This is a genomic window from Candidatus Solirubrobacter pratensis (assembly GCF_000425945.1).
GTDB classification, from domain to species: domain Bacteria; phylum Actinomycetota; class Thermoleophilia; order Solirubrobacterales; family Solirubrobacteraceae; genus Solirubrobacter; species Solirubrobacter pratensis.
On record NZ_AUEK01000008.1, the window covers coordinates 487,696 to 513,108 of the forward strand.

28 protein-coding genes, 3 tRNA genes and 1 pseudogene are annotated in these 25,413 nt (G+C 72.9%); 12 read left to right on the top strand and 20 right to left on the bottom strand.

Features of this window, described 5'->3' with window-relative positions; genetic code table 11:
• Positions 1–133: 133 nt before the first annotated feature.
• A pseudogene (locus tag H958_RS0112915) lies at positions 134–430 on the top strand (response regulator transcription factor); the annotation flags it as partial.
• A 34-nt stretch (positions 431–464) separates the two neighbouring features.
• Positions 465–1,625, top strand: coding sequence for a sensor histidine kinase (locus tag H958_RS0112920; RefSeq protein ID WP_028058975.1), 1,161 nt, complete (start codon positions 465–467; stop codon positions 1,623–1,625).
• Positions 1,626–1,853: 228 nt separating this feature from the next.
• Here H958_RS0112920 and H958_RS0112925 read toward each other — a convergent pair whose 3' ends face one another.
• Genes H958_RS0112925 through H958_RS0112940 form a run of 4 tightly spaced genes read right to left on the bottom strand, consistent with a single transcriptional unit; the run spans position 1,854 to position 6,446 of the window.
• Positions 1,854–4,502, bottom strand: coding sequence for an ABC transporter permease (locus tag H958_RS0112925; protein ID WP_028058976.1), 2,649 nt, complete (start codon positions 4,500–4,502; stop codon positions 1,854–1,856).
• On the bottom strand, positions 4,490–5,188 hold the full coding sequence (locus H958_RS0112930; protein WP_028058977.1) for an ABC transporter ATP-binding protein: 699 nt from the start codon (positions 5,186–5,188) through the stop codon (positions 4,490–4,492). The genes H958_RS0112925 and H958_RS0112930 overlap by 13 nt, the downstream gene beginning before the upstream one ends.
• Positions 5,185–5,850, bottom strand: coding sequence for an ABC transporter ATP-binding protein (locus tag H958_RS0112935; RefSeq protein WP_037410054.1), 666 nt, complete (start codon positions 5,848–5,850; stop codon positions 5,185–5,187). Before H958_RS0112935 ends, H958_RS0112930 begins: the two co-directional genes overlap by 4 nt.
• Positions 5,847–6,446 carry a hypothetical protein gene (locus H958_RS0112940; RefSeq protein ID WP_028058979.1) on the bottom strand — a complete coding sequence of 200 codons (600 nt, stop codon included), beginning with the start codon at positions 6,444–6,446 and terminating at the stop codon, positions 5,847–5,849. The genes H958_RS0112935 and H958_RS0112940 overlap by 4 nt, the downstream gene beginning before the upstream one ends.
• A gap of 136 nt (positions 6,447–6,582) precedes the next feature.
• Here H958_RS0112940 and H958_RS0112945 point away from each other — a divergent pair, with 136 nt between their 5' ends.
• Positions 6,583–7,254: a response regulator transcription factor gene (locus H958_RS0112945; RefSeq protein ID WP_028058980.1), complete on the top strand. Its 672-nt coding sequence runs from the start codon at positions 6,583–6,585 to the stop codon at positions 7,252–7,254.
• On the top strand, positions 7,251–8,588 hold the full coding sequence (locus tag H958_RS36945; RefSeq protein ID WP_156027957.1) for a sensor histidine kinase: 1,338 nt from the start codon (positions 7,251–7,253) through the stop codon (positions 8,586–8,588). Before H958_RS0112945 ends, H958_RS36945 begins: the two co-directional genes overlap by 4 nt.
• A 371-nt stretch (positions 8,589–8,959) precedes the next feature.
• Here H958_RS36945 and H958_RS0112955 read toward each other — a convergent pair.
• The 3 genes from H958_RS0112955 to mreB form a co-directional block, all read right to left on the bottom strand.
• Positions 8,960–9,033 (bottom strand) — tRNA-Arg (locus H958_RS0112955).
• A gap of 42 nt (positions 9,034–9,075) precedes the next feature.
• Positions 9,076–9,165, bottom strand: a tRNA-Ser gene (locus H958_RS0112960).
• Between the two features lie 30 nt (positions 9,166–9,195).
• Positions 9,196–10,263, bottom strand: a complete 1,068-nt coding sequence (gene mreB / locus H958_RS0112965) for a rod shape-determining protein (protein ID WP_081685830.1) — start codon at positions 10,261–10,263, stop codon at positions 9,196–9,198.
• A 325-nt stretch (positions 10,264–10,588) separates the two neighbouring features.
• Here mreB and H958_RS0112970 point away from each other — a divergent pair.
• Positions 10,589–10,675, top strand: a tRNA-Ser gene (locus H958_RS0112970).
• Between the two features lie 172 nt (positions 10,676–10,847).
• Here H958_RS0112970 and H958_RS0112975 read toward each other — a convergent pair.
• From H958_RS0112975 to H958_RS0112990, 4 genes are all read right to left on the bottom strand, one after another.
• Positions 10,848–12,059 carry an RNA polymerase sigma factor gene (locus H958_RS0112975; RefSeq protein ID WP_028058982.1) on the bottom strand — a complete coding sequence of 404 codons (1,212 nt, stop codon included), beginning with the start codon at positions 12,057–12,059 and terminating at the stop codon, positions 10,848–10,850.
• A complete protein-coding gene (locus H958_RS0112980; protein WP_028058983.1) occupies positions 12,056–12,475 on the bottom strand; it encodes a YciI family protein in 420 nt (139 codons plus the stop codon). The genes H958_RS0112975 and H958_RS0112980 overlap by 4 nt, the downstream gene beginning before the upstream one ends.
• A 186-nt stretch (positions 12,476–12,661) precedes the next feature.
• Positions 12,662–13,429 carry an arsenite methyltransferase gene (arsM, locus tag H958_RS0112985; protein WP_028058984.1) on the bottom strand — a complete coding sequence of 256 codons (768 nt, stop codon included), beginning with the start codon at positions 13,427–13,429 and terminating at the stop codon, positions 12,662–12,664.
• Between the two features lie 143 nt (positions 13,430–13,572).
• Positions 13,573–13,926 carry an ArsR/SmtB family transcription factor gene (locus H958_RS0112990; RefSeq protein ID WP_037409919.1) on the bottom strand — a complete coding sequence of 118 codons (354 nt, stop codon included), beginning with the start codon at positions 13,924–13,926 and terminating at the stop codon, positions 13,573–13,575.
• Positions 13,927–13,971: 45 nt separating this feature from the next.
• Here H958_RS0112990 and H958_RS36950 point away from each other — a divergent pair, with 45 nt between their 5' ends.
• Positions 13,972–14,709, top strand: coding sequence for an aquaporin (locus H958_RS36950; RefSeq protein ID WP_037409920.1), 738 nt, complete (start codon positions 13,972–13,974; stop codon positions 14,707–14,709).
• On the top strand, positions 14,706–15,110 hold the full coding sequence (locus H958_RS0113000) for an arsenate-mycothiol transferase ArsC (RefSeq protein ID WP_028058986.1): 405 nt from the start codon (positions 14,706–14,708) through the stop codon (positions 15,108–15,110). Before H958_RS36950 ends, H958_RS0113000 begins: the two co-directional genes overlap by 4 nt.
• A 22-nt stretch (positions 15,111–15,132) precedes the next feature.
• Here H958_RS0113000 and H958_RS0113005 read toward each other — a convergent pair whose 3' ends face one another.
• Positions 15,133–15,390 carry a hypothetical protein gene (locus tag H958_RS0113005; RefSeq protein WP_028058987.1) on the bottom strand — a complete coding sequence of 86 codons (258 nt, stop codon included), beginning with the start codon at positions 15,388–15,390 and terminating at the stop codon, positions 15,133–15,135.
• Between the two features lie 233 nt (positions 15,391–15,623).
• Between H958_RS0113005 and H958_RS0113010 the strand changes: the two genes are divergently transcribed.
• Positions 15,624–16,076 carry a nuclear transport factor 2 family protein gene (locus H958_RS0113010; protein ID WP_028058988.1) on the top strand — a complete coding sequence of 151 codons (453 nt, stop codon included), beginning with the start codon at positions 15,624–15,626 and terminating at the stop codon, positions 16,074–16,076.
• 22 nt (positions 16,077–16,098) lie between these two features.
• On the opposite strand, the gene H958_RS0113015 is transcribed toward H958_RS0113010, so the two are convergent.
• The gene (locus H958_RS0113015; RefSeq protein ID WP_028058989.1) at positions 16,099–16,278 is read right to left on the bottom strand and encodes a hypothetical protein; all 180 of its coding nucleotides are present in this window, start codon (positions 16,276–16,278) and stop codon (positions 16,099–16,101) included.
• Between the two features lie 39 nt (positions 16,279–16,317).
• On the opposite strand from H958_RS0113015, the gene H958_RS0113020 reads away from it, so the two are divergent.
• Positions 16,318–16,710 (top strand): CBS domain-containing protein, encoded by a 393-nt coding sequence (locus tag H958_RS0113020; protein WP_028058990.1) that lies wholly within the window; start codon positions 16,318–16,320, stop codon positions 16,708–16,710.
• On the opposite strand, the gene H958_RS0113025 is transcribed toward H958_RS0113020, so the two are convergent.
• The 4 genes from H958_RS0113025 to H958_RS0113040 all read right to left on the bottom strand — a co-directional run bounded on the left by H958_RS0113025 (position 16,691) and on the right by H958_RS0113040 (position 18,729).
• Positions 16,691–17,455, bottom strand: a complete 765-nt coding sequence (locus H958_RS0113025; RefSeq protein WP_028058991.1) for a VOC family protein — start codon at positions 17,453–17,455, stop codon at positions 16,691–16,693. The genes H958_RS0113020 and H958_RS0113025 overlap by 20 nt on opposite strands.
• Before the next feature lie 46 nt (positions 17,456–17,501).
• Positions 17,502–17,849 carry a copper resistance CopC family protein gene (locus H958_RS0113030; protein WP_028058992.1) on the bottom strand — a complete coding sequence of 116 codons (348 nt, stop codon included), beginning with the start codon at positions 17,847–17,849 and terminating at the stop codon, positions 17,502–17,504.
• Positions 17,846–18,358 (bottom strand): YcnI family copper-binding membrane protein, encoded by a 513-nt coding sequence (locus tag H958_RS36955; protein ID WP_037410058.1) that lies wholly within the window; start codon positions 18,356–18,358, stop codon positions 17,846–17,848. Before H958_RS36955 ends, H958_RS0113030 begins: the two co-directional genes overlap by 4 nt.
• A 74-nt stretch (positions 18,359–18,432) precedes the next feature.
• A complete protein-coding gene (locus tag H958_RS0113040) occupies positions 18,433–18,729 on the bottom strand; it encodes a hypothetical protein (protein WP_028058993.1) in 297 nt (98 codons plus the stop codon).
• 62 nt (positions 18,730–18,791) lie between these two features.
• Here H958_RS0113040 and lgt point away from each other — a divergent pair, with 62 nt between their 5' ends.
• The gene (lgt, locus tag H958_RS36960) at positions 18,792–19,583 is read left to right on the top strand and encodes a prolipoprotein diacylglyceryl transferase (protein WP_051324184.1); all 792 of its coding nucleotides are present in this window, start codon (positions 18,792–18,794) and stop codon (positions 19,581–19,583) included.
• Here the strand turns inward: lgt and H958_RS43315 are convergent.
• Both H958_RS43315 and H958_RS36970 read right to left on the bottom strand, forming a co-directional pair.
• A complete protein-coding gene (locus H958_RS43315) occupies positions 19,549–20,466 on the bottom strand; it encodes a YciE/YciF ferroxidase family protein (RefSeq protein ID WP_051324185.1) in 918 nt (305 codons plus the stop codon). The genes lgt and H958_RS43315 overlap by 35 nt on opposite strands.
• Before the next feature lie 28 nt (positions 20,467–20,494).
• Positions 20,495–21,700: an AbrB family transcriptional regulator gene (locus H958_RS36970; protein ID WP_081685832.1), complete on the bottom strand. Its 1,206-nt coding sequence runs from the start codon at positions 21,698–21,700 to the stop codon at positions 20,495–20,497.
• 52 nt (positions 21,701–21,752) lie between these two features.
• Between H958_RS36970 and H958_RS0113060 the strand changes: the two genes are divergently transcribed.
• Both H958_RS0113060 and H958_RS0113065 read left to right on the top strand, forming a co-directional pair.
• Entirely contained in the window at positions 21,753–23,414 is a 1,662-nt protein-coding gene (locus tag H958_RS0113060) for a thiamine pyrophosphate-binding protein (protein ID WP_028058994.1), read from the top strand.
• Positions 23,404–24,165, top strand: coding sequence for a cyclase family protein (locus H958_RS0113065; protein ID WP_028058995.1), 762 nt, complete (start codon positions 23,404–23,406; stop codon positions 24,163–24,165). The genes H958_RS0113060 and H958_RS0113065 overlap by 11 nt, the downstream gene beginning before the upstream one ends.
• Here H958_RS0113065 and serS read toward each other — a convergent pair.
• Positions 24,162–25,409 carry a serine--tRNA ligase gene (gene serS, locus H958_RS0113070; RefSeq protein WP_028058996.1) on the bottom strand — a complete coding sequence of 416 codons (1,248 nt, stop codon included), beginning with the start codon at positions 25,407–25,409 and terminating at the stop codon, positions 24,162–24,164. The two genes, H958_RS0113065 and serS, sit on opposite strands and share 4 nt — an antisense overlap.
• Between the last annotated feature and the right edge of the window lie 4 nt (positions 25,410–25,413).

Below are 25,413 nucleotides of genomic sequence, written 5' to 3' on the forward strand. Positions count from 1 at the left end.
ATCCGGGTCCGGCGGGGCGCTGTTCGTGCTCGCTCGGTGTAGGCCACGGCGCCAGTGAACGCAGCGTGGCGTTGCCGGCACGTATGCGATTTTCGATATGCCGGCGATATGTTCCAGCCCGTAGCTTTGGCGCATGCGCGTGTTGCTGGTTGAGGACGAGCCCCTGATGGCGGGCGCGATCCGCGACGGCCTGCGCCTGGAAGCGATCGCGGCCGACATCGCCGGAGACGTCGACACGGCGCTGGAGCTGCTGAGCGTCAACGCCTACGACATCGCCGTCCTCGACCGAGACATCTCCGGGCCATCCGGTGACGAGATCGCCGGCCTGCGGCTCGACCCTTTCCGCCGAGAGGCCCACCGCGACGACCGTTACGTCACGCTGACTCGCAAACAGTTCGCCGTGCTTGAGGTCCTCGTCGCCGGCGCCGGGTACCGCATCGATACCGCGACCGAGGGGCAAGGCCGTGGATAGATCTCCCGGGTTGAGCGTTCGCCTCAAGCTCACCCTCAGCTACGCCGGCTTCCTCATGCTCGCAGGCGCCCTGCTGCTCGCCGCTGTATGGGTGTTCCTGCTGCGAGGCGTGCCCGCCAGCAGGCTCGTTCCCAAGCTCTCCAACTTCCCGCTCGCCCTCGACCCACACAACTTCGGCCCAGCCGCCTTCGGCTCGGCGGCAGTCGTAGTGCTGGCGTTCCTGCTGGTATTCGGTCTCCTGGGAGGGTGGTTTCTCGCCGGACGGATGCTCGCTCCCCTGGACCGGATCACCGACGCCACACGCGTCGCCGCGACTGGATCGCTTGCCCACCGGATCCGGCTACCCGGCCGCAGCGACGAGTTTCGCGAGCTCTCCGACGCCTTCGATGCCATGCTCGCCCGGCTCGAGGCACACGTCGCTGAACAGCAGAGATTCGCAGCCGAACAGCAGAGATTTGCCGCCAACGCCTCGCACGAACTGCGCACCCCGCTGGCGATCACGCAAACCCTGCTCGACGTCGCCCGCAACGATCAGCGCCGCGGCAACGACGAGCTCGTCGACCGCCTCCACGCCGTCAACACCCGGGCGATCCACCTCACCGAAGCATTGCTCCTGCTCAGCCGCGCCGACCAGCGGTCCTTCGCCCCAGAACACGTCGACCTGTCGCTCATCGCCGAAGAGGCCACCGAGACGCTCCTCCCCTTTGCCGAAGAGCGCGGCGTCGCCATCGAGGCCTCCGGCGACGTGACCCCCACCATCGGCTCACCCGCGCTCCTGGTGCAGATGGCTACGAACCTCGTGCACAACGCGATCATCTACAACCTGCCCGAACAGGGCACCGTGTGGGTCACGACCAGCGCTCACCCCAAGGCCGTGGTGCTCGCCGTCGAGAACACGGGCGAGCAGCTCACCCCGCCGCTGGTCGCCATGCTCGCCGAGCCGTTCCAGCGCGGCTCCAACCGCATACGCACCGACCACGCAGGCGTCGGCCTCGGCCTGGCCATCGTCAAAAGCATCGCCGAAGCCCACGACGGAACCCTCACCCTCACCCCCCGGGCCGCAGGCGGGCTCTGCGTCACGGTGCAACTACCCGCCGCGCGGCGCCCCGCCGATGACCGACAGGGGAACAACACCACGCTTCGAGAGGAATAGCCAAGAAACCGTGGAGCAGCGCCTCCTACGGCGCGCCCGACAGGCCCGCCCGTCGGGCTCCGGGCACGAGCACCCGGCGGCGCAGGCTGCCCTGATCGGATGCACCGCCGGCGCGACCCGGAAACACGAACGCGTCGTCGACAGCCTCTCGGGGCCGATGAGCACGCGGCGTGGCGGCGAGCTCGGGCGCCGGCGGGATGGAGGCGGCACCGCATCGAAGTCACGCCGTTACAGGTCGCGGAGCTCTTCGATGGCGGGCCGGCGGAGTGCGCGCAGGGTCGCGGTCCCGGCCGCGCCGACCGCGCCGACGGTCAGCACGATCACCCCGCCCAGGTAGACCCACGGCACCGAGAGCGTGTCGGGCGGCGGGTCGAAGACGCCGGTGAGGACTTTGACGAGCATGTCGGAGATCGCCACGGCGGCCACGGTCCCGAGGATCAGGCCGCCCGCAGTGACAAATGCTGATTCGCCCCACACGAAGCCGCCGAGTTGCCGGGTCTTCGCTCCCAGTGCGCTTGCGATGGCGAACGTTCGGCGGCGTTCCTGGAAGCCGAGGCCGAGCGTCAGGCCGGACGCCGCGATGGCGAGCGCCAGCGCGAAGCCGAGCTCGACCTTGGTCAGGCCCGACAGCTCGACGGCGGTCAGGTTGGAGCCGATCACCTTGCGCTGGTTGACGATGTCGGTGACCTGGGCGCTGGTGCCCAGCCGGGTGCGCAGGCGCTGGGCCACGACGCCGGGGTTGGTGCCGTCGGTCTGGACCAGGAAGGCGCCGACCGCGTCGCTGCCGGTCGCCCTGGTCACGTAGCTCTGGTTGGCGACGAAGAACGAGTCCTTCGGCGCGGTCGGGAACTCCTTGGCCACGCCGACGTAATGAAACGGGACGGTCTTGAACTGCTTGGTCCGGCCGTCCTGGAGCCGGAGCCGGATCAGGTCGCCCTGGGTGAGCTGGAAGTCCTTGACTGTCTCGGCGGAGACGAGGATCCCGTCGGGCCGCCGGCCCAGGTCGCTCATGAGCTGCCTGGCGCTGCCGCCCTGGAACCATCCGTTCTGGAGCTTGCCGGCGGCGCCGATGCTCTGCGGCCGCACACCGTAGAGGTCCTGGAGATCGGCGCCGACGTAGGCGAAGCGGTGTTGGAGCGGCTCGACGCTCTTGACGCCCGCGACCGTGGTCAGGCGCGCCGCGCCCTGCGGGCCGACCTGCACGCCCGGCGACTCGGTGACCGTGACGTCGGCGCCGTTGGACAGGCGCGCGTCGGCTTCGGCCTGCTGCTGGTAGGTGGAGTTGAACACCGCGGTGGAACCGGCGAACGCGCCGGTCAACGCCACCAGCGTCACCGCCTTCGCGAGCATCCGCCGCTGCCGTCCCATCGTCGCGGCGACCGTCGGCGCGAGCTCCCCGGCGAGCGGACGCAGGAGCCGCGCGAGCGGCGTGCGGCCGCGGACGAGGACGAGGTCAGCGATGCGGTAGGCGAGCAGGCCGAGGCCGACCCAGCCGAGCACCGGGGCCAGCAGCGCGTACCAGTTGACCGATACCTGCGGGATCCCCTCGGGGACCAGGACGAGGTTGTAGCCGTTCTTGGACGCCTGCCAGAGCACGAACACCGAGCCGGCCAGGGCGACGAAGTCCAAGCCGTAGCGGGCCCACCACGGCGCTCGGTCACGGCGGCCGAGCTGCGCGCGTTGACCGGCGACGGTGAGCGAGCGGGCGTCGCGCCACGCGGGCAGGGCGATCGAGCTGGTCGCGATCAGCAGCCCGGCGAGCGCGGCGCCGCCCGCCCACAGCGCGGCGGAGAGCGTCGACGCGCCGAAGCTGGCGGTTCCGAACGCCGCGGAGCCGATGATCAGCGCCGCCGCCAGTCCGACCGTCACGCCGGCGCCGCCGCTGAGCGCGGTCTCGCTGAGCGCGACGCGCACGAGCTGGCGGGTGGAGGCGCCGCGGGTGCGCAGCAGCGCCGCGTCGCGGCGCCGGCGGTCGGCGCCGGCCGAGGCGATCGAGGCGGTTACCAGGCCGGCGAGGATCGCGCCGGGGACGCCGAGGAACAGGAACAGCAGCTCGGCGTAGAGGGCATCCTGGCGGGCGCTGTCCAGTGCGGTGCCGAGGTTGTCGCCGACCAGGCCGCCGCCGGTCAGCTGCGTCTCGAGGTTGCGCGCGGTGCCCGAGACCCGCGTGAACGCGGCGGTCGGGCTAGCGGGCAGCCGGTGTGACAGCTGCGCGTGGATCTGCGTGATGACGGGTGCGTCGCGCTCGATGCCGGCGAAGGCGCGTTGAGGCAGAAGGACGACGTTGTCCGGCGGCGCTTGCGGCTGGGCGCCAACCGGTGCGCCGACCTTCTGGAACAGCGAGTCGATGCTCGGAAGGTCGACGACGCCGTCGACCTTGACAGTGGCGGACTTGCCGCCGGCGAGTCCGATGGTGATCCTGTCGCCGGGCTTGGCGTGCAGATTGGCGGCGGTCTGTTGATAGAGCAGGACGCCGGTGGGCGAGCCCGAGAGTCCGCGGATGACGCCGGGGAACGCCTTGCCGTAGCCGTCGGGCAGTCCGAGCACGCGGCCGGGGCCGGTCTGCTGGGTCGAGCCGCCGGTCGAGGCCTGCAGTCCGGTGGTGGACGCGAACGTCACCGGCAGCGCGCGCGCGACGCCGGTCTGGTGGCGCGTCTTGGCCAGGATGGCGGCGGGGTTGGCGCCGGTCTGGGTTTCGACCTGCCAGTCGACGGGGACCTGGGCGATCGCCCGCTGGGTCATCTGCGACGTCGTCGCCGACAGGAACGTCCCGATCGAGGCGAGCAGCGCGACGCCGACGGCGACGCCGAGGGCGGTGGACAGCAGGCGGCTGCGGCGGTGGGCGAGCAGTCCGCGCAGCCAGGTCAGCGCGACCATGCTGCCTCCTTCGGACGGGTGGTGGTGAGGCGCCCGCTGTGGATCTCCCACACGTCGGGCAGCCGTTCGGCGACCGTCGGGTCGTGCGTGGAGACCACCAGCGCCGCCCCGGCGTGAGCGGCGGCGGCTAGCAGCACGTCGACGACGATCGCGCCGTTGGCGCGGTCCAGCTGCCCGGTCGGCTCGTCGGCCAGGATCAGGCTCGGCTCGCCCGCCAGTGCCCGCGCGACGGCGACGCGCTGGGCCTGGCCGCCGGAGATCTCCTCCGGCAGCTTGTCGGCGAGCTCGGCGAGCTCGAGCCGCGCGAGCGCTTCGCGCGCGGCCGAGTGCGCTGGCCGGTCGGCGCTGCCGCCGAGGATCAGCGGCAGCGCGACGTTCTCTTCGACGGTCAGGGGCGCCAGCAGGCTGGGCCCTTGGAAGATCACGGCCACCGGTCCGGGCCGCAAGCTGTCGCGCTGTCCGATTCCCGGCCAGCTGACCGTGCCGACGGTCGGATCGTCCAGCCCTGCCATCAGGTGCAGCAGCGTGGACTTCCCCGAGCCCGACGGGCCTATCAGGGCGACCCGGTCGCGCGGGGCGATCAGACAGTCGGTCGGCTGCAGCGCGACGGTCGCGGTGCTGCCGTCGCCGTAGGTGCGCGCCGCACCCTCGCAGAGCACGAGTACGTCCACGGAGGTGGTGGTCATGCCTGGACCCTCCCGTCGCGCAGGCGGATCTCCCGATCGGAGATGGCGGCGACCTCGGGGCTGTGGGTGACGATCAGCACGGCGGCGCCCTCGGCGGCGCGATCATGCAGCAGGTCGAGCACGCGCCGGGCGGTGACCGTGTCCAGCTCGCCGGTGGGCTCGTCGGCGAGCAGGACCTTGGGGTCGTTGGCCAGCGCGACCGCCAGGCCGGCGCGGGCCAGCTCACCGCCCGACAGCTGACCGGGACGGGCGTGGGCGCGCGCGGTGAGCCCGCAGCACTCGAGCACCTCGTCGCGCCAGGCCGGCGTGGTCGAGGAGCCGGCGAGCCGCCGCACCAGGGCGACGTTGTCGGTCACCGAGAGGTGACCGACGAGGTTGGCCTGCTGGAAGAGCATGCCGATGCGCCGGCTCCGGACTCGCGCCCGCGCTTCCTCAGAGCGCCGCGACAGTCGCTCGCCGTCAACGCGGACCATGCCGCCGTCGGGCTCGTCGAGGCCTGCCAGGCAGGCCAGCAGCGTCGACTTGCCCGATCCTGAGGGTCCGGTGACGGCGACGACCTCGCCGCCCTGGATCGCGAGCGACACCCCTTGCAGCGCGAGCGTCTCGTCGTCGCCGGCGTGAAAGAACCGGTACAGGTTCTCGGCCTGCAGAAGGCCGCTCATCGCGACCACGTCACGGAGTCGGTGACGATCTTCCACGGGTCGACATTGTCGGCGCCCTTCGGCCCAGAGAGCGTGAGGATGACGTCCTTGCCGTTGTGGAAGAACACGTAGCGCTCGACGGCGTCGACACCGGTCTTGCCGGTGACCGGGTCGGGCTTGGCCTTCGCTAGGTAGGTGATGCGCACGGCGGTGCCCGCCTTACGCGCGACCGTGCTGACCGTGCCGGGCTGGTACCCGGACACCGAGGACGCCAGCTTCGGAAGCTCGGTCTGGCGGGCGTCACGCGCGGTGAGCGGCGCCTGCGCCGCCTTGGTCTCGACGCGGATCGTGTTCAGCTTGTCCGTGAAGACCACAGCGCCGGCGGTGGCGCTGCGCGACCAGCCCTCGGGCACCTTGACCGTGAACCCACCGCCGGGCGGCGCGTAGGCGACGTAGGCCTGGTTGTCGGGGATGTCGCCCGCCGGGTTGACCTCGGGGGCGTTGGCGGTCGCCGTCTGAGGCGCCTGGCCGCCGCCCGCGGACGACGAGGCGCCACAGCCGGCGGCGCCGATCACCACGATCGCCGCACCTACGGCGAGCGCTGTGCGCTTGGACATGTGAACTCCTCGATCGGACGCGTTCTGCATGGTGCGGCGACCGTAGGAGACACGGGTCAACGCCCCGCCTTCGCCAGGTCAACGTCAGGTCAAACCTCGCGAGAAACCGAGCGCCCGCCGGTACCGTCGAGCATCCGTGAGCCCTTCCGGCATCCTGCTCGTCGAAGACGACGAGGCGATCGCCTCCAGCCTCGTGCGCGTCCTGGAGAGCCAGGGCTACGCCGTGCGGCGGCTGGCGCGCGGCGGCCCCGCGCTCGCCGCCGCCGACGGCGAGGTGAGCCTGGTCATCCTCGACCTCGGGCTGCCCGACGCTGACGGCATCGACGTCTGCCGGCGCCTGCGCACGGCTCGGCCCGAGCTGGCGATCCTCATCCTCACCGCCCGTGACCAGGAGCTCGACGTCGTCGCCGGCCTGGACGCCGGCGCCGACGACTACCTCGTCAAGCCGTTTCGCCTTGCCGAACTGCTCGCCCGGGTGCGCGCGCACCTGCGCCGCGGCGCCGCCGGGCCCGGCGCCGAGGAGCCGTTGCGCGCCGGCGCCGTCACGGTCGACCGCGGCGCGCGGCGCGCGTGGCGAGACGGTGACGAACTGGTGCTGCGCCCCAGGGAGTTCGAGCTGCTGGCGCTGCTCGTCGCCGAGGCCGGCCGCGTCGTCACCCGTGAACGAATCATGCGCGAGATCTGGGACACCGACTGGCTGGGCTCCACCAAGACGCTCGACACCCACGTGCTCGCGCTGCGCCATAAGCTGGGCGCCGAGGCGATCACGACGCTGCGCGGCGTCGGCTACCGCCTGGAGACTCGATGAGGCGCCGCCTGATGATCGCCATCGCGGGCGTCGCCGCCGCGGCGGTCATGCTCTTCGCGCTCCCGCTGGCGCTCGTGCTGCAACGCAGCTACCGCAATGAGGAGCTTCTGCGGCTGCAGCGCGACACGATCGCCGCCACCCGCGCCATCGACCTCGGTGCCCCCGGCCGCGATCCCATCGAGCTGCCCCCCACCCGCGACCAGCTCGCCGTCTACAACGCCGCCGGCCAGCGCGTCGCCGGCAGCGGCCCCGCCCGCGCCGACGAGCTCGTGCGGGCGGTGCTGCGCACCGCCTCGCCCGCCGACCGCGCCCAGGATGGGCGCCTGCTCGCCGCGGTCCCCCTGCTCGTGCGCGAGCGCGTAACCGGGGCCGTGCGCGCGCAGCGCAGCGACGCCGGCGCGATGCGCGACACGCACCGCGCCTGGCTGGCGCTCGCCGGCCTGGCGGCGATCGTCGTCGCGCTCGCCGTGCTCGCCGCCTCCCTTCTCGGCCGGCGCCTGGCACGGCCGCTCGAGCGGCTCGCCGCGGCCGCCCGGCGCCTCGGCGACGGCGACTTCGCGGCCCGGGCACCGCGCGGCGGCGTGCTCGAAGCCGACCAGATCGCCGCCGCGCTCGACGACACCGCCCGTCGGCTGGGCAGCCTCATCGCGCGCGAGCGCACCTTCAGCGCCGACGCCTCTCACCAGCTGCGCACCCCGCTCGCAGCGCTGCGCATCGAGCTCGAGGCGATCGAGCTGCGCGGCGAACCCCCACCCGAGCTGGCCGGCGCGCTCGCGCAGGTCGACCGCCTCCAAGCCACCATCGACACGCTCCTCGCCGTCGCGCGCGACGCCCCGCGCCCCACCGCGCACACCGACCTCGCCGCGCTGCTCAGCGACATCGAGACCCGCTGGCGCGGCCCACTCGCCGCCGACGCCCGACCGATCCACCTACTCACACGCACCGGCCATCCCGTCGCCCGCGCCACCCCGGCCGTCGTCACCGAGATCCTCGACGTACTGCTCGACAACGCCCACCGCCACGGCCACGGCCCTGTCACGATCACCGTTCGCGCCATCAATCACTGGCTCGCCATTGACGTCAGCGACCAGGGCCCCGGCTTCACCGATGGCGGCGACCACGTCTTCACCCGCCGAACCGCATCGCGTGACGGGCACGGCATCGGCCTCGCCCTCGCACAGGCGCTCGCTCACGCCGAAAATGGACGGCTCGCCATCACCCAGCGCAGTCCCCCCACCATGACGCTCTGGCTGCGCCGCGCCGTCAGCGACGACGAGGCGCCGCCCGGCGAGGACAAGCCGCTCACCGGCCCTGGATCCACAACCACGCCGTGAGCAATGGGCAGCACTGGGCAGCGAACACGTCCGAGAATGCCCTTTCTCGGACACAACCGCTCGCGCCGAAGCCGCTCGGCGCGCCGCTCCGCAGCGCACGCGAGGGACGGATTCTCGGGATGAGACAACAGCGCCAAGCGAGGTCGAGCACGGCGCTATGAGCTTGAGCCGTGAGTGGCGCAGTTCACGGAGCGTTGGTTCGGCGGGGCCGGCGTCGATGGCGTCGTTGGCGCCTGCTCCGCCAGGCGAAGCAGGCATCCGGGCGAGACCGAGCCACGCTCTCGCTGGTCGTCCGGAGCTAGCGCCAGGCCGAGACCGCTGTTGACGAGCCCTGAAACGAGAAAACCCCGCGATCAGCGGGGCTTTCGTGACGCGCCCGAGAGGATTCGAACCTCTGACCTTCGGTTCCGTAGACCGACGCTCTATCCAGCTGAGCTACGGGCGCAAGTTGGTGCGGCCGACCAGTTTAGCCGGGCCGTGATGCAGGCGGACAGGGCGGGATTCGAACCCGCGATGGAGCTATAAACCCCATACTCGCTTAGCAGGCGAGTGCCTTCAGCCACTCGGCCACCTGTCCGCGGGTTCCCGGAGTGTAGAGATCGGGCGGTCAACCGGTGTGATTGCGGCGTCCGCGCCCCATCGAGTCGAGCTCCTCGAGCGACATCCCGGCGCCGGTGGCGACGCAGGCGAGGGGGTCGTCGGCGATCCGGACGGGCATCCCGGTCTCCGCCGCGACGCGGCTCTCGAACCCCCGCAGGAGCGAGCCTCCGCCCGCCAGGAGGATGCCCTCGGAGGTGATGTCGGCGGCGAGCTCCGGCGGCGTCTCCTCCAGGGTCGCGTGGATCGCGGTCATGATCTCCGCGAGCGGCGCGGCGATCGCCTGGCGTACCTCGTCGGAGGTAAGGACCAGCTCGCGCGGGAGGCCGGAGGCGAGGTCGCGGCCGCGGATCGACGTCTCGATCTCCTCGGTGAGCGGCGTTGCGCTCCCGGCCGCCAGCTTGATCGCCTCGGCGCTCTGCGAGCCGATCGCCATCCGGTGCTCGAGGCGGATGTGGGTCGTGATCGCGTCGTCGAGGTCGTAGCCGCCGACGCGCAGCGACCGCGCGACGACCAGGCCGCCGAGCGAGATGACGGCGACCTCCGACGTGCCGCCGCCGACGTCCACGACCATGCGGCCGACGGGCTCGGCGATGTCGATCCCGGCGCCGATGGCGGCGGCCAGGGACTCCTCGATCAGATGCACCTCGCGCGCGCCCGCGCTCAACGTCGCCTCCTCCACCGCGCGGCGCTCGACCTCGGTGATGCCCGATGGGGCGCAGATGACCATCCGCGGGCGCGAGAAGCGGCTCGACAGGACCTTGTCGACGAACTGCCGCAGCATCGCCTCGGTGATCTCGAAGTCCGCGATCACGCCGTGGCGCAGCGGCCGGTCGGCGGAGATGGTCGCGGGGGTGCGGCCGATCATCCGCTGGGCGTCGGCGCCCACGGCGTGGACCTCGCCGGTCCTCTGGTCGATCGCGACCACGGACGGCTCCGAGAGCACGATGCCGCGCCCGCGCACGTAGACGACGGTGTTGGCCGTGCCGAGGTCGACGGCGATGTCGCCCCCGGAGCGGAGGCGTGAGACTGGGGAGCGCCGCCGACCCGACGCCCGGAAGAGTCCGTTCCAGGACATTCGCCGGCTCACTCAAGCACACGAGGGCCCCGCGAGCTCCAAGAACCGGTGCAGGAGCGGCGACGCGTCACGCTCCCGCCACGCCGGCTCGACCGCATGGATGCCCGGGGGGAGCCACGGAGCGCGCAGCGAGGGCGGGATCTGACCGGGTCAGCGCTCGGTCGTGACCGTGACACGTCGTGACGCAGCGGGCGCTCCGCCTCGTCTCGGATCACGACCGGCACCATCGCCGGGCCCGAAGCCGGCGCCGGGCCGGGTGCCGAGCTCGCCGTCGCGGAGCCGTGGCGTACGGCGACGGGACAAACTCGTACGCTTGTAGCCCCCCGGAGGGGTGGCAGAGCGGCCGAATGCACCGGTCTTGAAAACCGGAGTCCGTTCACGCGGACCGCGGGTTCGAATCCCGCCCCCTCCGCTCCGCGCGAGCGACGTGGGAGATTTCCGCATCAATCCCGGCAGCCGGAGCGGTCGGCGCCCCATCTGAGCATCCTGCCCGGAGCGACCACTGACGCGGGAGGCGGTTGGCGGCCACGACGACGGCGTCGATGTCGTCGACTGGGAGGACGCTCAGTGAGACGACTGTTCGTTCATAGCTCGCCGGCCCGGGCGCGGGCGGCCTGACGGACCAGGTGGTCGCGCTCGGCGACGTCCGTGGCCCGGCGGGCGGCATCCGCGTACGCGGCGCCGGCGGCCGGCAGATCGCCGGCGAGCTCGTGCAGATGGCCGCGGACCGCATGCCACCGGTGGCGGTCGCCGAGCACCTCGCGCAGCCGGTCGGTCTCGCGCAGCCCCGCGGCGGGACCGAGGACGTGGCCGACCGCGACCGCACGGCCGAGCACGGCGGCGGGGTCCTGGTGCACCGGGTCGTCGGTGAGGGCGACGAGGTCGTCGTACCAGGCGAGGATCTGCGGCCAGTCGGTCTCCTCGGCGCTTGCCGCGTCGTCGTGCAGGGCGGCGATGGCGGCCTCGATCTGGTAGCGCCCGGGGCGCTGAACGGCCAGCGCCGACTGCAGGACGCGCACGCCCTCGGCGATCGCGCGGGTGTCCCACAGGCCGCGGTCCTGGCGGTCGAGCGTGACGATGCGACCCTCTGAGTCGAGTCGCGCCGGGAGGCGGGCGTGGTTGAGGAGCATCAGCGCGAGCAGCCCGCGCGCCTCCGGCTCCTCGGTGGCGAGGGTGAGCTGGCGGGCGAGCCGGATCGCCTCGCCGGCCAGGTCCACCCGGGTGGGCGGGCCGATATGCCCGGCCGTGTAGACGAGGTAGAGCACGCGCAGCACGACGGCGAGGTCGCCCGGCTGGTCCAGGCGGCGCCCCTTCAAGGCACGCTTGGCCCGGCTGATCCGCTGCGCCATCGTCGCCTCCGGCACGTAGAAGGCGTCGGCGATCTCCCGGGTGCTGAGGCCGCCGACCGCGCGCAGGGTCAGCGCCACCTGGGAGGCGGGCGCGAGCTCGGGGTGGCAGCAGCAGAAGAGCAGGAAGAGAGTGTCGTCGCCCTCCTCGGTGGCGGCGGCCCGCGGCTCGGCGTACGTCGCCTCCTCGCGGCGGTGACGGGCGGCCTCGCTGCGGCGGGCGTCGACGAGCCGCCGGGTCGCGACCGTCGCCAGCCACGCGCGCGGGTCGCGCGGCGGGTGCTCGGGCCACACCCGCAGCGCCTCCAGCAGCGCCTCCTGCAGCGCGTCCTCGGCGGCGTCGAAGTCCTCGCCCCGCCGGACCAGGCCCGCGAGCACCTGAGGAATGAGATCCCGCCCGAACCCGCGCAGCGCGCCCTCGTCCAGCCGTCGCGTCGGCTCGTCGATCACGCCGCGTCAGTCGTCCGGGGACGCTCCCACATGACCTCCCGGACGTCGATCCACTCGCACAGCGGCTCGCCGCCGGGGCCGGGCGCGGAGGAGACGTAGGCCGCGAGCTCGAGCGCACGCTCGCGGCACTCCACGTCGATCATGTACCAGCCGGCGACCAGGTCGCTCGTCTCGGGATGCGGGCCGTCGGTGGTGACCGGCGCGGCGTCCGGGCCGCCGTAGCTCACCCACGTGCGCGCCGGCGTGAGCGCCCGCGCGTCGACGTACTCGCCGTTCTCCTCCAGCAGCTCGCTGACGTGCTTCTGGAAGGCCATATGCGCCTCGACGTCCTCGGGGGCCCACTGGTCCATCGGGGGGAAGGGATGGTGCGGCTCCGGGCCGCCGCGGTAGCGCTTGAGGAGCAGGTACTTCGGCATGGTGGTCTCCTGGTGTCGCGGGCCGCGCCTGTCGTGGCCCTTCACCTTGTGAGCGGAGCCGGTCAGAGCTTCTCGACATGGAATCACTCATCGAGCTCTGAGACCGTCGCGTAGGCGGGCCGCGCCGGGCTTGGTTCGGTAGCCGTCGGTGCGACGGCTCGCGGCTCGACCCGGCCGACCCGGGCGCTACAACGGCTTGCGGGCGCGGATGATCGCGGAGCCGGCGTGCTCGTGGACGCGGTGGGTCTCGGTGATCTCGATGTCGGCGAGGCCGGCGGCCGCGAGGTACTCGGCGTATTCGTCGCGGGTCAGCGCGCCGGCGATGCAGCCGACGTACTGCTGCATGTCGGCCCGGGTGGCGTCGTCCATGCCGGGGTCGGCGACGACGTCTGAGACCGCGAACCAGCCGCCGGGCTTGAGGACGCGGGCGGCTTCGCGCAGGACCTGCGGCTTGTCGGTGGACAGGTTGATGACGCAGTTGGAGAGGACGACGTCGACGGTGTCGGCGGGGAGCGGGATGGCTTCGATGTGGCCCTTGAGCCAGTGCACGTTCGTGATTCCGGCCTTGGTCTGGTTCTGGCGCGCGAGATCGAGCATCTCGTCGGTCATGTCGAGGCCATAGGCGGTCCCGGACGGGGCGACGCGACGGGCGGAGAGCAGGACGTCGATGCCGCCTCCGGAGCCGAGGTCGAGCACGGTCATGCCGTCGCGCAGGTCGGCCATCGCGGTCGGGTTGCCGCAGCCGAGCGAGGCCATGAGCGCGGTGTCGGGCAGCTCGTCGCGCTCGCCGCCGGCGTAGAGGCCGGCGCCGAAGAGGGCGGCCTGCTCGTCGGTGATCACGGCCCCGTCGCTCGAGCAACAGCCCGAGGCGGCGGCCGGGTCGGTGGTGCGCAGCGCCGCCGCGGCGTAGCGCTCGCGGACGGTCTCGCGCAGGGCGTCGGGGTCGCCGGCGATCGAGGTGGTCCCCGCGGAGCAGCCGCAGCTGCCGCCGGCGGCGCTCGTGTCGCAGCAGGCGGCCTTGTCGGACGGCTCGCAGCACGTCTCCTGCGCCTCCGGCGCGCAACAGGAGGAGACGGTGGGCGCGGGGATCGCGTCGGTCAGCTCAGCCATGCGGTCAGCTCCTGCAGCGCGTCGGGGATCACGTAGTAGTACGCCCACAGGCCGCGCCGCTCCGAGTCCACGATCCCCGCCTCGCGGAGCTTCTTGAGGTGGAACGACAGCGTGGGCTGGGAGATGTCGAACAGGGGCACCAGCTCGCACACGCAGACCTTGCCGGCGTGCTTGCGCAGCACGTCGACGAGCTGCAGCCGCACGGGATCGCCGAGCGCCTTCGCGACTTCGGCCATCCGGATCGCGCGCTCGCGATCGACATCGGGGTAGACGACCGGTTCGCAGCAGGGCTGGCCGGCGGGGCGCTTGGTCTTGGGCGCGAGCTCCAGATCGACAGCCATCTATTCACTTGTATCGATTGAAATGACGATTGTCAATGGAGTAGCGTGCGGGTCGTGACCTCGCCGCTCTCGCGTCGCCTGCTCGCGGAGTTCCTCGGCAGCGCGTTCCTCGCCGCGCTGGTGATCGGATCCGGGATCGCGGCACAGCAGCTCTCCGACGACGTCGGGCTGCAACTGCTGGAGAACGCCGCCGCGACCGCGGCCGGGCTGTTCGCGATCATCCTCATGTTCGGGCCGGTCTCCGGTGGACACTTCAACCCCGTCGTCTCGCTCGTCGACGCCGCCTTCGGCGGCCTCTCCAGGCGTGACGCGCTCGCCTACATCGCGGCCCAGGTGGCCGGCTGCATCACGGGCGCCGTCACCGCCAACGGCATGTTCGCGCTCAGCGCGATCAGCATCTCCACGCACCATCGCGCGAGCCCCGCGCACCTTCTCGCCGAGGTCATCGCGACGCTCGGCCTGCTGCTTGTGATCTTCGCGCTCGCCCGCAGCGATCGGGCGCCCACGGCACCCGCGGCCGTCGGCGCGTACATCGGCGCCGCCTACTGGTTCACGAGCTCGACCAGCTTCGCCAACCCGGCGATCAGCGTCGGACGCATGTTCTCCGACACATTCGCCGGCATCGCGCCCGCGTCGGTTCCGGGCTTCGTCATCGCCCAGCTCGTCGGCGGCCTGGCGGCGGTTGGCATGGTTCGCGCCCTGTACCCCGGCGTCGAGCGCGCCGCGGCCGACGTCGTCATACCGCACGAGCTGGGCGGACTGCTGGCGGAGGATCGCCCATGAGCCACATCCTCTTCGTCTGCCTCCATAACGCCGGCCGCTCCCAGATCAGCCAGGCGCTCTTCGAGCGCGCAGCGGCCGGACGTCACACGGCCGAGTCGGCCGGCAGCGTCGCCGACCCCAACGGCCACGTCCATCCCGAGGTCATCACCGCCATGCGCGAACTCGGCGTCGACCTCGCCGGCCGGCGCCCCCAACCGCTCACGAACGAGCTGGCCGAGCGCGCCGACGTCGTCGTCACGATGGGCTGCGGCGACACTTGCCCCTACGTCCCCGGCAAGCGCTACATCGACTGGGACCTCCCCGACCCCAAGGGCCGCCCGCTCGATGAAGTCCGCTCCACCCGCGACGACATCGCCCGCCGCGTCGACGAGCTGCTCGACGAGCTCGACGCGCGGGCGTGAGCGGCGGCGCCCGGGACGCCGGCTAGATCGCCGCGCCCCCGCAGCCGGAGTAGATGAACGCGGTCGACAGGGTGCTCGCCCACGCGGTGTTCCCGGTCATCGCCGCGAAGCGGATGCGGCCGATCAGGATCTGGCACGGCAGCGACCCGGGCGCGAAGCGGCCGGAGGCGACCGCAATGCCGGGCACGGGCGTCGCGGCGCTCGCGCTCGACGCCGGGACCGCGAGGGCCGCCGCGGCGGTGACGGCCGTCAGCGCGGCCAGGGGCTTTCGTGGAGACATGTGGCGCTCCTCGGTACGGGACGGCCGGGGCTGCCGCCTGTCGCTCGTTCGCACCGCGCGCCGTCGGTGGGCGCGACCCCGTCGGTGACGCAGCGGATGCTCCCGCGCCCGCCATCCGCGCGCGCTGTCCCGCGGGACCATTGGCGCTGGCACACCGACCCGCACGCCCTGAACGTGCCGATCGCCGCGCCACGTGCCGACCCGCGACGGTCCGCGACGGCGAGGATGCGCCGATGAGACCCCCAGTCCCGCCGTTCACCGAGGAGACCGCGCGCCGGAAGGTCCAGGCCGCCGAGGACGCCTGGAACACGCGCGACCCGGAGACGGTCGCCGGGGCGTACACCGCCGGCTCGCAGTGGCGCAACCGCAGCGAGTTCATCACCGGGCGCGACGAGATCGTGGCGTTTCTGACCCGCAAGTGGGAGCGCGAGCTGGACTATGTGCTGCGCAAGGACCTGTGGGCGTTCACGGGCGACCTGATCGCCGTGCGCTTCCAGTACGAGTGCCGCGACGCCTCCGGGCAGTGGTGGCGCAGCTACGGCAACGAGCTGTGGCAGTTCGACGACGAGGGCTACATGGCGCGCCGCGAGGCGAGCATCAACGACGTCGCGATCGAGGAGGGCGAGCGGCGCCTCCTCGGGCCGCGCCCGGAGTCCGAGCACGGCGAGACGTTCCCGCTCCGGTAGCTGCGCACGCAGCCGGCCGGCGCTACTGCCGGTGGTCGCGCATGCCCCCTGTGCTCGTCACGCGCGCGAACAGCGCGCTGCCGCCGTCGAACACGAGCCCGAGGGCGACGACGAACAGCGCGAACCCGGCGATCGGCACGTCGAGGCGGCTCGCGACCAGCAGGCAGGCGAAGGCGGCGATGAACGGGACCGCGATCCTCACGTCGCGAGCGTACTCCTGCGTACCCTTGAGGTCACGCGCATGGGCTCGACTCGGCACATCCCGCTCGACCAGGCCGGACCGACGGTCGCCGACGTGATGCTCGCCGAGGCACGGACGATCGCGCCGGACACCCCGGCCGCCGCCGTCCGCGAGACGTTCGAGAACCCCAGCGTCAAGCTGCTGCTGGTCGCCGACGGCGACCGGTTCCTCGGCACGGTGGCGCCCGACGACGTTCCGGCCGACGGCGCGATCGGGCCCGCGGTCAACGCCCGGACGCCGTGCCTGCGCCCGGACGAGGGCATCCCGCGCGCGCTCGAGCTGCTCGAGCACACGAGCCGCGTGCCGGTCGTCGACGCCGACGGCCGGCTCCACGGGCTGGTGTGCCTGAACCGCTCCAAGAGCGCGTTCTGCGCTAGCCCGTTGCCGCGATGACGCCGAAGTAGACGCCCTGCGGGTCGGTCAGGATCGCGAAGCGGCCGACCCCGGGGACCTCGCTCGGCGGCACCACGACCGAACCTCCGAGCTCGCCCGCCTTCCCCGCCGCGGCGGCGGCGTCGTCGACGGCGAAGATCGTCATCCAGAACGCCGGGACCTCGTCGGGCGTCCCGGGCGGCATGTCCATGATCCCGCCGATCCCGCGGTCGCCGAGGTTGATGACGGGCATGCCGCCCCAGTCGCCGAGCGTCCAGCCGAACACGGCGCCGTAGAAGGCGAGCGCGCCGTCCTTGTCGCTCGTGTGGAGCTGGGTCCAGGTCAGCGCTCCCGGCTCGTTGACGAGCTCGGCGCCGATGTGGTCGCGCGGCTGCCAGAAGCCGACGGCGCCGCCGGCGGGATGCGCCACGACCGCCATCCGGCCCGCGTCGGTCACGTCCATCGGCTCCACGAGCACCGCCCCGCCCGCGCCGCGCGCCCGCGCCACCGCGGCGTCCACGTCGTCGGTGGAGACGTAGGTCGACCACGTCGCGGGCTGGCCCTCTGCCATCACGGGGCCGACACCCGCGACCTGCTTGCCGCGCAGCGTGAACATCGCGTAGCCGCCGGTCTCCTCGGCCGGCCCGGCGTCCTGCGCCTCCCAGCCGAACAGCCCGCCGTAGAACGCCTTGGCGGCGCCGGGATCGGTGGTCGTCAGGTCGACCCAGCTCGGCGTTCCCGGCTCGTATGCGGTGCGCTCGCTCATGGCCGCGATCCTCCTCCGGGACCGCGGCCAGGGCAAGCCCGCGCGCTCAGCGCACGCGGAATCTCCAGGAGCCCTTCTCGCTATGGCCGTCCTCGGCGCGGGCGCGCCAGTTGGCCGTGTAGCTGCCGGGCCGCAGCGCCGCCTGCGGGATCCACTGGACGACCGCGTGGTTGCTCGGCTTGAGCCCGGTGCGCCTGTACGGCACGACGCTGCCGCCGCGCTTGACCTCGATCAGGCCCGTGATGACGTGGTCCTGGAAGGTCACATGGACCTCGCGGACGGCGTCGCGCGTGGAGCCCTTCTTCGGCGAGACGCTCTTGACGCTCGTGTGCGCCCACGCGACGCCGGCCGGGAGCAGCGACACCGCGACCAGCCAAAGCGCCAGGCGCTTCATGTCGCCGCCGCCGTGAGCGTGACGGTCGGCGCCGGCGCATCGGAGCCCGCCGCGCCGATCCACCGTACGACCTCGCCGTTGCTGTACGTCTGGCGCGCGGGGAAGCGCAGGACCGTGCCGGCCGGCGCGGCCGGCATGCGCATGGAGAGCCCGAACTCCTCGAACGAGCTCGGCGCGATCCAGAACCGCCGGCTCGTCGCGGTCCACGTGATGCGCCCGACCCGGTCGGTGATCTCGCCGTCCTCGGTCGTGATCGGCGTCGCCGGCTTGACCTTCGTGATCTTGGCCTTCCAGCCCCAGACGGGCTTGTACGAGACCGACGGGAAGCCCTCGGGGAAGCTGACCGCGATCGACTTCGTCGAGGCGGCGTCGCGCTCGTTGGGCACGCGCACGTCAAGCCGCGCGAACGAGTCGGCCGCGACGCTGCGCGGGTTGAGCGTCACGTGGGCCTGCGCGCTCGCGGGAACCGCGAGCGCTGCGGCGGCCGCCGCGGCGATGAGCAGCTTCATGGGAAGCGTTCCTCCTGGATATGCGGGATGGAGTCATGGGCGAGCCGGTGCGGCTCGAGCCCGTCGCGGAACCGTCAGGCGGCGAGCGCGGGCGGACCGCGCCGGGTCCGCGGCGTGCGCTCGAGCAGCGAGGCGAGCGGCCGCTCGGGGAGCGAGGACCACCCTCGCGCGAGCGCGACCCGGAGCCTCGGGACGCCGCGGGCGCGCCGGAACGCGAGGATCCGCTCCTCGCCGACGTAGCGCCCGCTGAGCAGCAGCCCGGCGACCAAGAGGAACGGCGCGAGATAGAGCACCACGTCGCTTCCGCCCACCGCCCACGCGGCGACCGCCGCGAACGCGAGCAGGAGGAAATGAGCGCGTGGGAAGCTCATGAGGCGGAGAGAGTACGCGCAAGACGGCTCGTCGCGCAACGAGGCCGTTAGCCTCGGCATCCGTGATCGCCTCCATCCCCAGCCCGTCAGACAGCGGGTTCCAGATCGGCCCGTTCTTCCTGCACGCGTACGGGCTGCTGTACGCGGTCGCCGTCGTGGTCGCGGTCATGATCACGCGGCGCCGCTGGGTGGCGCGCGGCGGCGATCCGGAGCTGGTCGACGAGGTCGCGCTGTGGGGCTTCCCCGCCGGCCTGATCGGCGGGCGCCTCTACCACGTGATCACGAGCTGGAACGAGGTGCCGCACACGTGGTGGGGACCGTTCGCGGTCTGGAAGGGCGGCCTCGGCATCTGGGGCGGCATCGCGCTCGGCGTGATCGTCGGGCTGTGGCGCGTGAAGCGCCGGGGCGCGGACGTCGCCGGCTTCATGGACGCGGGCGCGCCGGCGCTGCTGGTCGCGCAGTCGATCGGCCGCGTCGGGAACTGGTTCAACCAAGAGCTGTTCGGCAAGCCGACCTCGCTCCCCTGGGGGCTCGAGATCGATCCGGAGCACCGGCCGGCGCAGTACGCGAACGACGCCACGTTCCACCCCACGTTCCTCTACGAGATCATCTGGAACCTCGGCCTGGCGGGCTTCCTCGTGTGGCTCGGCCACCACCGCAACATCCGCCCGCCCGGCCTCTTCGCGCTCTACGTCGCGGGCTACTCGGCCTTCCGGATCTTCGAGGAGACGGTCCGGATCGACCCGGCGCACCACTTCCTCGGCCTGCGGCTGAATCTGTTCGTCGCCGTCGCCCTGACGATCGCCGGCCTGCTCTGGTTCAGGCGCTCACAACGGCGTCCAGTGACGCATTGAGCGCGGGCTCGAACGCGGCGTAGAGCTTCTCGGCGGCGGCCCGCTCCTCGGGCAGGATGCGGTCGGCGAGCGCCGTCGCCTCCGGGTCGCCGAGGCGCCGGAGGTGCTCGTAGCCCGCGATCTCGAGGTGCTCGAACGCGTACGCGAACGCCGCGAGCTTGGCCGGCGTGTCGCGCTGGGAGGCGAAGAACCCGCCCCAGTTGAGCGCGCCGAGGCGCAGCGCGGCGTCCTTGAGGCGGCTGGTCTCGCCGCGCGCCTCGATCAGCCGCTTGTGCTCCTCGCTCTCGGCCAGGTGCTCCTCGAACAGCCGCGCGAGCTCCGTCTCGCCCGCGATCTTGCGGCCGCGCTTGAGCAGCTCGACCGACTGCGCCTCGAGCGCGTGCGCGTCGGCCAGGTAGGCGCCCACGTCTTCGCCGGACGCGGCGGCGCTCACGTCCCAGAGCGCGCTCAGGCGCCGCGACATCTGGTCCTCCTCGGCGCGGATCGTGCGCGCGACGCGGGCGGTCTCCTCGTCATGCGCGCGCTGGGCGACGCGCTCGAGCAGGTCGTAGGTCGCCAGCTCCAGGTGCTCGTAGGAGAAGGCGTGCGTCGCCAGCTTGCCGGGCGTGTCGGGGTTGAAGCGGGCGAACAGGACGAAGCCCTTGCCGCTGAGCGCGCCGAGCAGGTCCTCCAGCCTGGAGGGAGAAGCGCCGTGCGCGTCCAGGCGCTCGCGGACGAGCTGCTCGTGGCGCTCGGTCTCGGCCAGGTGGGCGCTGAACGCGTCGGCGAGCTTGGCGTCGCCGGCGATGCGGGGCGCCGCGCGCATCTGCGCGAGCGCCTGGACCTCCATCGCATGGGCGTCGGTCAGGTACTTGACGAGTTGTTCTTCGAGATCGCGGGCCATGTCCGTGGACTACCCCGCGACCGCGCGCTCAATCGGCCTGCGGCGGCTCCTTGCGCGGCAGCCCGGGCAGCGGGGCGTCCTCGGGATCGAGGTCGCGGGGCACGCCGAGCGGCTGGTCGTCGACCTCGGGCGAGCCGTCCTCGGCGGGCGGCGGCTCCTCGGGGATGTCGGGGTCCTGTGGCGTGATCGGGGTCTCGCTCATACGGATCCGGCTACCCGGGCGGACGACGGCGCGCACCGCGAGCGGGGCGAGCAGGATCATCACGAACACCCGCAGCGCCTGGACGGCGAGGATGAAGGTCGTGTCCGCGCCCGCTCCGACCGCGATGGCCAGCACCGCGTAGAGGCCGCCGGGCGTGGTCGCGAAGTACGCGTCGCGCAGCGACACGCCGGCGGTGAGGTGGAGGATCACGGCGAGCCCGAAGCACGCGAGGAGCAGTGCGACGAGCGAGATCAGCACGGGGATGACGAGCCGGCCGACCTGCCGCAGCGTCGCGACGGTGAAGCGCAGCCCGACCATCAGGCCGATCAGCGCGAAGGCGAGCTCGCGCAGCACCGGCGGGACGGCGAAGCCGGCGCCCGCGAGCGTGAGCGCGCCGGCGATCAGCATCGGCCCGATCAGCGACGGGAGGTGCAGCCGGCGGCCGCCGAGGACGCCGACCGGGGCGATGAGGACCGTCAGGAGCCAGCCGGTCTCCTCGCCGAACGCCGGCGCCGCCGAGCCGCCGCCGGCCGCGTGTCCGCCGGTGAGCGCCGCGACGGCGGGCGTCAGCAGGACCACGACGAGCACGCGCAGGTACTGCATGAACGCGACGAGGCGATCGTCGCCGCCGAGCTCGTCCGACATGCCGACGATGCCCGAGGCGCCGCCGGCGATCGATCCCAGCGCCGCCGTCGCCGGGTCGAGCTCGGTCGTGCGCGAGAGCACGACGCCGGCGGCGAGGCTGAGCGCGAGCGTCCCGAGGCTCACGAGCCCGACCGGCAGCCACGAGTCGGCGATCGCGCTCAGCGAGGAGGACTGCAGGTAGGCGCCGAGCGTGACGCCGGTGACCGCCTGGGCGCCGGTGAAGACGCCGTTCGGCAACGCGAACGCGTCGGGCCGGCGGAGCGCGACGACGATGCCGACGAGCAGCGCGGCGAACAGCGTCGGCGACGGCATCCCCGCGAGGTCGAGCAGGAGCGCCGTGACGGCGACGGCGGCGGCGAGGAGGACCCATGGCAGCGCGCCGCGCACCGATCCGAGACTAGAACGCGGGCCGGGCGCGGCGTCGATAGCGTTGGGCCTGATGCTGGTCTCCGAGCTCGTCGGCCGGACGCTCCACGCCCTCGGCGTGGAGGTCGTGTTCGGGCTGATGGGCAGCGGCAACCTGGCGATGACCAACGCGCTCGTCGCGTCCGGCGCGCGGTTCTACTCCTCGCGGCACGAGAGCGGCGCGGTCTCGATGGCCGACGGGTACGCGCGAGTGTCCGGACGGCTGCCCGCGGTCAGCGTGCACCAGGGGCCGGGACTGACGAACACCGTGACGGCTCTGACCGAGGCGGCCAAGAGCCGGACGCCGCTGATCGTGCTGGCGGCGGACACGCCCGCGGCGCAGATCCGCTCGAACTTCCGGATCGACCAGGACGCGCTGGTGGAGTCGGTCGGCGCGGTGCCCGAGCGCGTCCACGGCGCGGCGACGGCCGTGGCCGACGTGACGCGCGCGGTGCGGCGCGCGCAGGTCGAGCGGTGCACCGTGGTGCTGATGCTGGCGCTGGATGTGCAGGCACAGGAGGCCGAGCTGTCCGAGCCGCCGCTGTTGCCCGCGCTCGCGCCGGTGCGCCCCGGCTCGCTCGACGACGCCGTCGCCGCCCTGGCCCGCGCCGAGCTGCCGGCGATCATCGCCGGGCGGGGCGCCGCGCTCGCGGGCGCCGGGCCGGCGCTGCGGCGGTTGGGCGACGCGATCGGGGCGGTGCTCGCGACCTCCGCGGTCGCCAACGGGCTGTTCGCCGGCGACCCCTACGACATCGGGATCTCCGGCGGCTTCTCGACGCCCCTGGCGCAAGAGCTCCTCGCCGCGTCGGACGTGGTGATCGCGTTCGGGGCGGCGCTGAACATGTGGACGACCCGCCACGGCTCGTTGATCGGGCCCGAGACCACGGTGATCCAGGTCGACCGCGACGAGGCGGCGCTGGGCGCCCACCGGCGCGTGGACATCGCGGTGCACGGCGACGCGCGCGAGACGGCGGAGGCGCTGCTGGCCGCGCTCGCGGACGACGGCGCGGTGGCGGCCGCCGCCCGCGACGCAGTGGCAACCGTCGCCCCCGGCGGCGTGCGCGGACGCCGCACGCCCGCGCTCGCCGAGGAGATCGCCGCCCGGCGCTGGCGCGACGAGCCGTACGAGCCCTCGCACGACTGGGTCGACCCGCGCACGCTCTCGATCGCCCTTGACGAGATCCTGCCGGCCGAGCGGATCGTGTCGGTCGACTCGGGTGCGTTCATGGGCTGGCCCGCGATGTACCTGCGCGTCCCGGACGAGCGCGGCTTCGTGTTCCCGCAGGCGTTCCAGTGCGTCGGACTCGGGCTCGCGAGCGCGATCGGGGCGGCGATCGCGCGGCCGGACCGGCTCTCGGTGGCCGCGGTCGGCGACGGCGGGATGCTGATGGCGCTGCCGGAGCTCGAGACGCTGGCGCGGCTGCGCCCGAGGCTGCTCGTCGTCGTCTACAACGACGCCGCCTACGGCGCCGAGGTGCACCACTTCCGCCCGATGGGCTGGCCGGTCGAGCTCGCGCAGTTCCCGCCGACCGACTTCGCCGCGCTCGCACGCGCCGCCGGCTGCGAGGGCGCGACGAACGATCTCGACGCGGTGCGCGAATGGCTGAAGGACCCGGAGCGGCCGATGGTGCTGGACGCGAAGGTCGACCCCGACATCTGTGCCGAATGGCTTGAGGAGGCTTTCCGTGGACACTGACCCGATCTCCGATCTCGCTGCCGCGCTCGCCGGCGGCGGCGTCCGCATCGTCGATCTGACGCAGCCGCTGTCGGAGGGCACGCCCGTGCTCCAGCTCCCGCCGCCGTTCGCCAACACCCCCGGCCTCACGCGCGAGTTGATCAGCGAGTACGACGACAAGGGTCCCGCCTGGGCGTGGTACACGCTCACCGTCGGCGAGCACGTCGGGACGCACTTCGACGCCCCGATCCACTGGATCACGGGCAGGGACGGCGAGGACGTGGCGAGCGTGCCGCCCGAGCGCCTGATCGGCCCCGCTGCGGTGATCGACAAGTCGGCCGAGTCGGCCGCCGATCCCGACTACCTGCTCACGCTCGCCGACATCAAGGCCTTCGAGGCCGAGCATGGCGCGCTGCCCGCGGGCGGCTGGCTCCTGCTGCGCACCGGCTGGGACGCCCGCGCCCACGACCAGGACGAGTTCCTCAACGGCGGCCGCACGCCCGGCCCGGACGTCGAGGCGGCCCGCTACCTCGCCGAGGAGGCGCAGATCGTGGGCGTCGGCGTCGAGACCGTCGGCACCGACGCCGGCGCCGCCCACTCCTTCGACCCGCCGTTCCCGGTCCACAACTTCCTGCTCGGCGCCGGCAAGTACGGGCTCACGCAGCTCGCGAACCTCGCCCAGCTCCCGCCGACCGGCGCGCTGATCGTCGTCGCCCCGCTCAAGCTCGTCCGCGGCACGGGCAGCCCGAGCCGCGTCTTCGCGCTCACCTAAAGACCTCTGAGCTCTTCAGGTGCGCCGTAGGTGACGAGCGTGTGCGGGATCTCGACCGACCCGTCCTCGCGCTGGTGGTTCTCCAGCAGCGCGATCAGGGTCCGCCCCACCGCGACCGCGGTGCCGTTGAGCGTGTGCACGTGGGCCGGCTTGCCGCCCTCGGGCCGGTGGCGGATGTCCAGCCGGCGCGCCTGGAAGTCGGTGGTGTTCGACGTCGACGTCAGCTCGCGGTGGCGCTGCTGCGACGGCAGCCACGCCTCGAGGTCGTACTTCTTCGCCGCCGAGCCGCCGAGATCGTCGACCGCGATGTTGACCACGCGGTAGGGGATGCCGAGGGCCTGCAGGATCTCCTCCTCGATCGCCAGCAGCCGCTCGTGCTCGGCCGGCGACTCAGAGGGCTCGACGAAAGAGAACATCTCCACCTTGTCGAACTGGTGCACGCGGAAGATGCCGCGGGTGTCGCGCCCGGCGGCTCCGGCCTCGCGCCGGAAGCAGGGCGAGAAGCCGGCGTAGCGGCGCGGGACCGCCTCCATGATCTCGCCCGCGTGCAGCGATGCCAGCGCGACCTCCGACGTCCCGCTGAGGAACAGCGGATCATCGGCGAGGCGGTAGATCTGCTGCTCGGTGTCAGGCAGGAAGCCCGTGCCGAAGAGCGCCTCCTCACGCACCAGTACGGGAGGTATGACCGGTTCGAATCCATGCCCGCGCAGCTTCTCGAGCACCCAGCGCACCAGCGCCAGCTCGAGGAACACGAGATCGCCCTTGAGGTAGGCGAAGCGCGAGCCGGCGACCTTGGCGCCCGCCTCCATGTCGATCATCCCGCCCGCGAGCTCGAGGTGATCGCGGCCCGCGGACGCGCCCGGGGTGGGCGGGCTCCAATCTCGCAGCACCGTGTCGGCGTCCGCCGCGCTCGGGTCCGGCGGGTTGGGCAGCGACGCGTTCGCCTCGGCGAGCTCGGCCTCCACGGCGGCCGACTCCGCCTCGAGCTCCTTCACGCGGCGGGCGACGTCCTGCATCTCGGCGATCGCCGTCGAGGCATCCTCCCCCGCCTTCTTGGCCTGCCCGATGGCGGCGGAGGCCTCGTTGCGGCGCGCCTGCAGGCCTTCGAGCTCGGGCCGCAGCGCGGTCCGGCGCGCCTGCAGCTCCAGGGCGCGGTCCAGCCGCTCCTCGGAGCCGTCGCGCCGGCGTGCCAGAGCCGCCCGCACCGGCGCCGGGTCGCGCGAGATGGAGCGGAGATCGAGCACGGCG

What these genes read in the sequence shown, in the direction of transcription:
- H958_RS0112925 (WP_028058976.1), bottom strand. Translation starts at nt 4,502, where the DNA reads ATGGTCGCGCTGACCTGGCTGCGCGGACTGCTCGCCCACCGCCGCAGC.
- H958_RS0112930 (WP_028058977.1), bottom strand. Translation starts at nt 5,188, where the DNA reads ATGACCACCACCTCCGTGGACGTACTCGTGCTCTGCGAGGGTGCGGCG.
- H958_RS0112935 (WP_037410054.1), bottom strand. Translation starts at nt 5,850, where the DNA reads ATGAGCGGCCTTCTGCAGGCCGAGAACCTGTACCGGTTCTTTCACGCC.
- H958_RS0112940 (WP_028058979.1), bottom strand. Translation starts at nt 6,446, where the DNA reads ATGTCCAAGCGCACAGCGCTCGCCGTAGGTGCGGCGATCGTGGTGATC.
- H958_RS36945 (WP_156027957.1), top strand. Translation starts at nt 7,251, where the DNA reads ATGAGGCGCCGCCTGATGATCGCCATCGCGGGCGTCGCCGCCGCGGCG.
- mreB (WP_081685830.1), bottom strand. Translation starts at nt 10,263, where the DNA reads ATGTCCTGGAACGGACTCTTCCGGGCGTCGGGTCGGCGGCGCTCCCCA.
- H958_RS0112980 (WP_028058983.1), bottom strand. Translation starts at nt 12,475, where the DNA reads ATGCCGAAGTACCTGCTCCTCAAGCGCTACCGCGGCGGCCCGGAGCCG.
- H958_RS0112990 (WP_037409919.1), bottom strand. Translation starts at nt 13,926, where the DNA reads ATGGCTGTCGATCTGGAGCTCGCGCCCAAGACCAAGCGCCCCGCCGGC.
- H958_RS0113000 (WP_028058986.1), top strand. Translation starts at nt 14,706, where the DNA reads ATGAGCCACATCCTCTTCGTCTGCCTCCATAACGCCGGCCGCTCCCAG.
- H958_RS0113005 (WP_028058987.1), bottom strand. Translation starts at nt 15,390, where the DNA reads ATGTCTCCACGAAAGCCCCTGGCCGCGCTGACGGCCGTCACCGCCGCG.
- H958_RS0113010 (WP_028058988.1), top strand. Translation starts at nt 15,624, where the DNA reads ATGAGACCCCCAGTCCCGCCGTTCACCGAGGAGACCGCGCGCCGGAAG.
- H958_RS0113020 (WP_028058990.1), top strand. Translation starts at nt 16,318, where the DNA reads ATGGGCTCGACTCGGCACATCCCGCTCGACCAGGCCGGACCGACGGTC.
- H958_RS0113025 (WP_028058991.1), bottom strand. Translation starts at nt 17,455, where the DNA reads ATGAGCGAGCGCACCGCATACGAGCCGGGAACGCCGAGCTGGGTCGAC.
- H958_RS0113030 (WP_028058992.1), bottom strand. Translation starts at nt 17,849, where the DNA reads ATGAAGCGCCTGGCGCTTTGGCTGGTCGCGGTGTCGCTGCTCCCGGCC.
- H958_RS36955 (WP_037410058.1), bottom strand. Translation starts at nt 18,358, where the DNA reads ATGAAGCTGCTCATCGCCGCGGCGGCCGCCGCAGCGCTCGCGGTTCCC.
- H958_RS0113040 (WP_028058993.1), bottom strand. Translation starts at nt 18,729, where the DNA reads ATGAGCTTCCCACGCGCTCATTTCCTCCTGCTCGCGTTCGCGGCGGTC.
- H958_RS43315 (WP_051324185.1), bottom strand. Translation starts at nt 20,466, where the DNA reads ATGGCCCGCGATCTCGAAGAACAACTCGTCAAGTACCTGACCGACGCC.
- H958_RS0113060 (WP_028058994.1), top strand. Translation starts at nt 21,753, where the DNA reads ATGCTGGTCTCCGAGCTCGTCGGCCGGACGCTCCACGCCCTCGGCGTG.